Raw genomic sequence first — 7,228 nt, forward strand, 5'->3', positions numbered from 1 at the left:
TGGCGAGACATCGCCAGCCAGATTCACGCCGTCAGCGGTATCGATCCGCTGTTCGCGATCGCCGCCACCAACGGGGCCGAGCGGGTCGCCTCGGTGACCCGCGGGGTCGACGACCGCCAGGCCGTCGTGACGTTCGCCAAACCGTACTCGGAGTGGCGCGGGATGTTCGCCGGCAACAACATGCTGCTGCCGGCCAGCGTGACCGGCACTCCGGAGTCGTTCAACAAGTCTTTGCTGAGCGGCCCCGGACCGTCGGCGGGGCCGTTCCGGGTAACGGCGCTGGATCAGACCACCCAGCGGATCACGTTGACCCGCAACCCCGGCTGGTGGGGCCGGACACCACGGCTGAACGCCATCACCTACCTGGTGCTCGACGAGGCCGCCCGGATGCCGGCGCTGCAGAACCAGACCGTCGACGCCACCCGGGTGTCCAGCCTGGACCAGCTGACCATCGCGCGCCGCACCGACGGCATCTCCATCAGGCGGGCGCCGACCCCAACCTGGGCAAACTTCACCTTCAACGGGGCACCCGGGGCGATCCTGTCCGACCCCGCGCTGCGGCTGGCGATTTCCCGGGCCATCGACCGAGACACCATCGCCCGGGTGACCCAGCGGGGCCTCACCAACGATCCGGTCGCGTTGAACAACCACATCTACGTCGCCGGGCAGGAGGGCTACCAGGACAACAGCGGCGTCGTCGCCTACGACCCGCAGCGAGCCGAACGCGAACTGGACGCTCTCGGCTGGCAGCGGCACGGGCAGTTCCGCGAGAAGGACGGCCACCAGCTGGTGATCCGGCATCTGGTCTACGACGCGCAGAGCACCCGACAGTTCGCCCAGGTCGCACAGCACAACCTGGCGCAGGTCGGCGTGCGGCTACGGATCGAGGCCAAGTCCGGCGGCAACTTCTTCCGCGACTACGTCAACGTCGGCGACTTCGACATCGCGCAGTTCAGCTGGGTGGGCGACGCATTCCCGCTGGCCGGTCTGACTCAGATCTGCGCAATGCACGGCGAGGGCAACTACGGCAAGATCGGCAGCCCGGAGATCGACGCGAAGATCGAGGAGACGCTGCAGTCGCTGGACCCGGCGGTTGCCCGGGAACGGGCCAACGAAGTCGACCGGATGCTCTGGGCGGAAGGCTTCAGCCTGCCGCTGATCCAGACGTCCGGCGACGTGGCGGTGCGCAGCTCGCTGGCCAACTTCGGCGCGCCGGGGCTGGCCGACCTCGACTACACCGCAATCGGTTTCATGCGCAATTGAGTTTCATGCGCAGTTGATTGGCCTAGGGTTGTCGTCATGGTCACTCATCGCAAGCCGGCGCGGCCCGCACTGCTGGTCGGCGCAGTGCTCATGTTGGTCGTCACCGCCGGCGGCTGTTCGGCGAAAACGCCGGTGCAGAGCGGTGTCAACGCCGCCGCGCCGGCGACGCTCGCCCCGAGGGCTCCGTCGGATCAGCCGCAAGAGCGTGACGTGGTGACGACCGGCGACATCACCATCACGGTCGCCGACGTCGGTCACGCGGCCGATCGTCTCGCCGAACTCGCGGCGGGTGCGGGTGGGCGCGTCGACGACCGTACCGAACACACATCGTCGCGATCACCGCGGACGGCCGACCTGACCTTGCGCATCCCCGCCCCGAAGGTCGACGAATTCATCACCGACAGCAAAACGTTGGGGGACGTCACGACGATTTCGTTGCGGCACGAGGACGTCACCGCCAACCGGGTCGACCTCGACGCCCGGATCGGCGCACTGCAGGCCTCGGTTGACCGATTGCTGGCCTTGATGAAAACCGCCGGCAGCACATCCGATCTGCTGCAGGCCGAAGAGGCGCTGTCTGAGCGGCAGGCGAGCCTGGACGGTCTGCGCGCGCAGCGCACCCAACTCGGCGAGCAGATCAGCTACGCCACCATCACCGTCTCCCTGTCGTCGGAGTCCGCGCCGTCGTCGCCCGGGTTCGTCGCCTCCGTTCGGCACGGCTGGCATGCGCTCATGTCGTTCATGCACAATGCGATCACGCTCATCGGGTTCCTGCTGCCGTGGTCGCCGTTGCTGTTGGCCGCCGGCTGGGGTCTGGTGGTGCTGCGCCGGCGCCGCCGCGCCCGCCGACGGGCGAGGTACCTGAATCCACCGATGTGAGCCCAATGAGCGGCCACTACGTCAAAACCACCACGACGGTGTCCTGACGCGGTGCTCATCTGCTGAGGTCGATGCGATGGGCGCCCTCAACGCTCCGGTAGCGGTCCGGGGTGCAGGTCAGCACCACCATCTGCCCGTGCGTCCCGACCGCGTCGAAAACCGCGCCCATGCCCGCCAGCCGACCCGGATCGGTGAAGCCCAGCGCGTCGTCGATCAGCACCGGCACGGTGTCCTCCTTGGCGACCAGCGCCGCACCGGCCAACCGCATCAGGATGCCGAGTTGTTCTTTCGCGCCGCCGGAGAGCGATTGGTAGGGCACGGTGCGCCCGTCGAGGGTGCGGTTGCGGATACTCAGGTTGCTGTCGATCTCCACCTCGAAATCGGCCCCGAATACCTGCCGTCCGAGCCGTTGCATCTCCGCGCGAAACGGGTCGACGTAGCGCTGCCGGGTGTCGTCCCGGTGCCGGCTCAGCACCGAGCGCAGCAGATCCGCGGCGCGCGCCCGGCGACCGACGCGCCGGCATTCGGCCGCGGCGTGTTCGCGATCGGCCACGGCTGTGTCGAGGGCGCTCTGTCGGCCCTCGGTACCGAAGACCGACAACGCGCCGCCGACCTTCAGCAGTTCATCGCCGACGCCGCCGCGCTCGGCCCGCAGGCTCTGCGCCGCCGCCGCGGCGGCGGCCAGTTCGGCAGCCACCGCATCGGGTTCGGCCGCGGCCAGCGTCGCCGATATCTCGACGACCCGCTGATCTGCGATCCGGATTGCCTGCGCATCCGCATCGGCCGCGGCGGTCAGTGCCTCGTCGGTGATCGCGGCCTGCTGTGCCGCCAACCGTTCGGCGACGGCCGCCGCCTCCGCCCGCTGGTCGGCCAGCTTTTCACTCAATAGCGTTGTCCGGGTGAGCGCCTCGGAGAGCCGAAGCTGTGCAGCGGCGGCCGCCGCGCGCCGAGCTTCGCAGACGCTCACCGACTCGGCGTGGTCGGCTTCGGCCGCGTCCAGCTCGGCCTGCGCGGCGGCGCAGCCGAGGTCTGTCGGCTCGGTGTCCACCGGCTGCGCCGCGCGCAGCCCGGCCAGCCGGTTGCGCAGCGTGTCGGCCTGTTCGCCGGTGCCGCAGAGCCCGGCCAGGGTCGCGGTCAGCTGGTCGCGGCTGCCCTCCAGCTGCTGTCGTCGTCGGTCAACGGCGCGCGCGGTGGCCAGGTCGGTGACCTCGGCATGCTCCAACGCAACCGCCAGGTCGTGCTGTGCGGCCACATGCTTGGCCTGGGCGTCGACCGCGGTGCTGCCGGTACCGACCCGCACCGTCAACATCCCGGGCACAGCGATCTCGACCGGCGCGGTGGCCGACCAGCTCCGACCGGCCGGCAAGGCCACCGGCTGGTCCGCGATCACCAGGTCGACGTCGGCGGCGGCGGTGATCTCCACCGCCGCCGTGACGCCGGCCAGCTGCGCCTCGGCCCGATCCGCCGCCGTCGCGGCGTCCTCGATGACGCGCAGCACCGCGGCGGTCAGCGTGATCCCGGCAAGCTCGGCGACCACCCGGCCGCGCTCGGCCTCGACGGAGTCGATCCGGCTCAGTTGCGCCGCCAGCAGTTCGATCTCCTGGCGACCGGAGACCCGGCGCAGCGCCGCGCGCGCCGTCGACACCCGCTGCGCCGCGCTGTTTTGCGCCTGAGCCGCCTCGGCGCTCGCCGCGCCGCAGGCATCCGATTCCGCCCGCGCCGCCTCGGCCGCCGATTCCGCCTGCCGGGCCTCCTCCACCAAGCCGGCGATGGTGGCGCCGCGGGTGTCGATCTCGGTGCGCAGCCGCAGCCGCTCGGCGTGCGCGGATGCCGATGCGGTGCCTTTCACCGCTGCCGCCTCGGCCTGCAGCCGGGCTTCCCGAAGCTCGTCGTTGAGCGCGTCCACCCGGTCGGCGGCGTGACGTGCGGCGTCGTGTCGCTGCTCGGCCGCACCGCAGCGCTGCTCCGACTCGGCCAGCCGCGCGGTCAACGCGACGTGCCGGGCAACGTGGTCGTCGACTTCGTCGACCGCGGCGGTGCACCGGGCCACCTCGGCGTCGGCGGTGCAGAGCCGGGCGGTCGCCGCCGCCCACTCCCCGGTCGGGCGTCCGGTCTTGGTGAAATAGCGGCCGTACTCGGTGTCGACTCGATCCATCAGCGCCGGCTCGGCGCCGGTCGGCGACGCCACGTCGCCGGCCGCGACGTCCAGCGCGCGGGAGAGCGCGTCACAGCCGGTCAGATCCACCACGTCGGTCGACTTCGCCTGCAGAACCCGCAGGGCCCGAAACAGCCCGACGTCCACCGTCTCGGCCAGGATCGCGGTCACCCGGTCATGGGCCTCGTCTCCGGTCAACTGCTCGCGATGCGGCGCCAGCACCGTCAGCTCGGTCTCCGGTCGCTTGTGGAAACGTTTGCGGTAGACGAAACGGTACGGGCCGGTGCTGATTTCGGCGGTGACCTCGGCGCCGACGTCAGCGTGGGCGGGCTTGACCTGCTTGACCTCTCTCTTCGTCGACCGGTCCCGCGACTCGAGAAGCAGATCGAGGGCCTCGATCATCGACGACTTGCCGATCTCGTTGGGCCCGGAGATCACCACCACGCCGTGATCCGGAAAGCCGATCGCCCGGTGGACGACACCGCGGTAGTTGTCCAGGACCAACCGGTGCAGCCTCATGGCGCACCCCGCTCCGGCCCGCCCAGACGCAGCAGCAGGGCCAGCGCCGCTTCAGCGTCAGCCGCGGCGTCGGTGTCGGTGTCGGTGTCCCGGGCCAGCGCCAGCAGCTCCTCGACGGCGGCCGCGGCGAAGCCGCCCAGACCCAGGTCGGCGAATTCGCCGTCGGCCGGGAACACCACCAGGTCGGTGTGCCGTTCCCAGCAGTCCACTCCGGCGAAGACCCGCCGGTGCTTCTCCAGGCAGCCGTCCAGGGCGGCGCGGTCGGTGACGGTGAGCGACCCGGCCAGCGCCAGCCGCAGCACGGTGCGGTCCTTGTCGGCCAGCCCGTCCAGCTCGGCATCCAGGTCGGCGACGTCGCGGGCGGTGTCCACCTGGCGGCGCAGCGTGCGGAAGCGCCACCGGCCGATTCGGCGAGCCTCGACGCCGACCGTGCGGTCGGCCTCGTCGATGTCGACGATCAGCACCTGGCCGGGGTTCGGTTCGACGTCGTCGAAGTTGGTCACCTCCGGGGAGCCCGAGTACCAGATCCGGCCGCTCTGGCCGACCTCGGTCACCGAGTGCTTGTCGCCGAGCGCCACGTACTGGATGGCGCCGCGGGCCAGCGCCTCGTCCACCCCGGCCAGCCGGATCAGCGCCGGGTTGGCCGGATCGGGGTCCAGGATGTCCACACCGCCGTGGGCGACCAGGATCCGGATGGTGTCCGGGTCGGCGGTGAGCCCGTCGAGCACCTGCGCGGTCAGGTCGGCGGTGGGCCGCTTGGCGGGCCACGGCGCGGCGACGATCTGCACCCCGGGCCGCACGTCGTGGATGCCGGCGCGGTCGAGCAGCACCACATTCTCCGGGCGCTCCGCGCGGAACAGGGCGCTGGTGTACAGCGAGGCCGCATCCAGCGGGTCGTGGTTGCCGGGCAGCAGGTAGACCGGAATCCCGACGGCGCGCATCGCCTCCAGCGACTGGCTGATCACCGGCGGGGCCAGCTGGTTGGCCTCGAAGACGTCGCCGGCCACCACCACGAACTGCGCGCCGGTCTCGGTGGCCAACGCCCCCAGGCCGGCCACCGCGTCGCGGCGGGCCGCCGAATACCGCGGCTGGGCGTCGGTGGAGAGGAAGTGCCGGGTCATGCCCAGCTGCCAGTCGGCGGTGTGCAGAAATCGCATGCCGGTCCGGTCCTCTCTATCCTGCTCTGACCCGGGCACCGCGAGTGTATGACCGGCCACCGACAAGTCCCCGGACCTCGTTCGGCAGGTCCCGACGGCCGGCGGAGATGCCGACACCGCGTGCCACGCAAGACACATCAGCAACACGAAACACGGCAGCTGGCCCTACCGTGGGTCAGGTGAACGACACCCTGCGCACCCTGGTCCTGCTGCGGCACGCCAAGTCCGACTACCCGACCGACACGCCCGACCACGAGCGGCCGCTGGCGCCGCGCGGCGTCCGGGAGGCGGGGCTGGCCGGTGACTGGATCCGAACCCGGTTGCCGGCCGTCGACGCGGTGCTCTGCTCGACGGCCATCCGCACCCGCCAGACGTTCACCCGCACCGGCGTCGACGCCCCGGTCCGCTACGCCGACCGGCTCTACGACACCACCCCGGGCGCGGTCATCGACGAGATCAACACCGTCGGCGACGACGTGACAACCCTGTTGGTGATCGGCCACGAGCCGACCATGTCGCAGCTGGCCCTCGGGCTGGCCGGCGTCGCCGGCACCGACCCGCGCGCCGAAGCCCGGCTGGCCACCAAGTTCCCGACGTCCGGCATCGCGGTGCTACGGGTCACCGGCAGCTGGGCGAGCGTGGAACTGGGGTCCGTGGCGCTGGTCGGGTTCCACGTCCCCCGGTAACGCTGACGCTAACCGTTACGGCCACCCGCCCGCCCCGGCCGCCCGGGCTGGGTCGTGCCTTGTCGTACCCGGCTGCGATCCTCAGGGAAATGACTGAGTCCACCCCCATCCTCTACATCGCCGCCGAGCGGGGCCGGCGCGTGTGGTTGGCCGCCGAACAAAACGGCAAGCTCTACAGCTACGTGTGCCCAACGTCGCCGCGTTCGTCCACAACACGACGCTCACCGTCGACTTCCTGATCGATCGCGAGATGGCCTACCACCCCGTCACCGCGCCCGCCACCGGCCGGCTATCCGGGGAAGGGGTGCCACGTCTTTCCTGCGAGGTCGCGGTAGGCGGCGGTTGCTCTCCTGACGCCGCGCGTCACGGCGCGGGCTCCGTTTCCCATAGGTCGGCGTGCCTCACGCCTGCATCTCTGGTGTCCGGCGCAGATGTCGGAGAGCGCGTTGCAGGGTCTTGGCGTCGATGCTGTCGTAGACGGTATGGGGGGCTGGGGCCTCGCTCACATGTGAACGTGGGTTGCGGACAGGAATCAGGTCCTGGCCGGTAGAGCCACAAGATGTGGGAGG

Annotated in this window: 5 protein-coding genes; 3 read left to right on the forward strand and 2 right to left on the reverse strand. The window is 70.9% G+C overall.

From position 1 onward, the window contains the following. The coding region (locus AC2VNT_RS02065) for an ABC transporter family substrate-binding protein (protein WP_486945273.1) at positions 1 to 1,263 on the forward strand (1,263 nt) is incomplete at its 5' end. Positions 1,264 to 1,299: 36 nt separating this feature from the next. Next, positions 1,300 to 2,142 (forward strand): DUF4349 domain-containing protein, encoded by an 843-nt coding sequence (locus AC2VNT_RS02070; RefSeq protein WP_486945274.1) that lies wholly within the window; start codon positions 1,300 to 1,302, stop codon positions 2,140 to 2,142. Positions 2,143 to 2,197: 55 nt separating this feature from the next. Here AC2VNT_RS02070 and AC2VNT_RS02075 read toward each other — a convergent pair whose 3' ends face one another. Then, positions 2,198 to 4,816, reverse strand: coding sequence for an AAA family ATPase (locus AC2VNT_RS02075; RefSeq protein ID WP_486945275.1), 2,619 nt, complete (start codon positions 4,814 to 4,816; stop codon positions 2,198 to 2,200). Further along, positions 4,813 to 5,973 carry a metallophosphoesterase family protein gene (locus AC2VNT_RS02080; protein WP_486945276.1) on the reverse strand — a complete coding sequence of 387 codons (1,161 nt, stop codon included), beginning with the start codon at positions 5,971 to 5,973 and terminating at the stop codon, positions 4,813 to 4,815. Before AC2VNT_RS02080 ends, AC2VNT_RS02075 begins: the two co-directional genes overlap by 4 nt. 179 nt (positions 5,974 to 6,152) lie before the next feature. Between AC2VNT_RS02080 and AC2VNT_RS02085 the strand changes: the two genes are divergently transcribed. Then, positions 6,153 to 6,659, forward strand: coding sequence for a SixA phosphatase family protein (locus AC2VNT_RS02085; RefSeq protein ID WP_486945277.1), 507 nt, complete (start codon positions 6,153 to 6,155; stop codon positions 6,657 to 6,659). Positions 6,660 to 7,228: the final 569 nt, after the last annotated feature.

Source organism: Mycobacterium sp. TH-M15 (assembly GCF_057473705.1).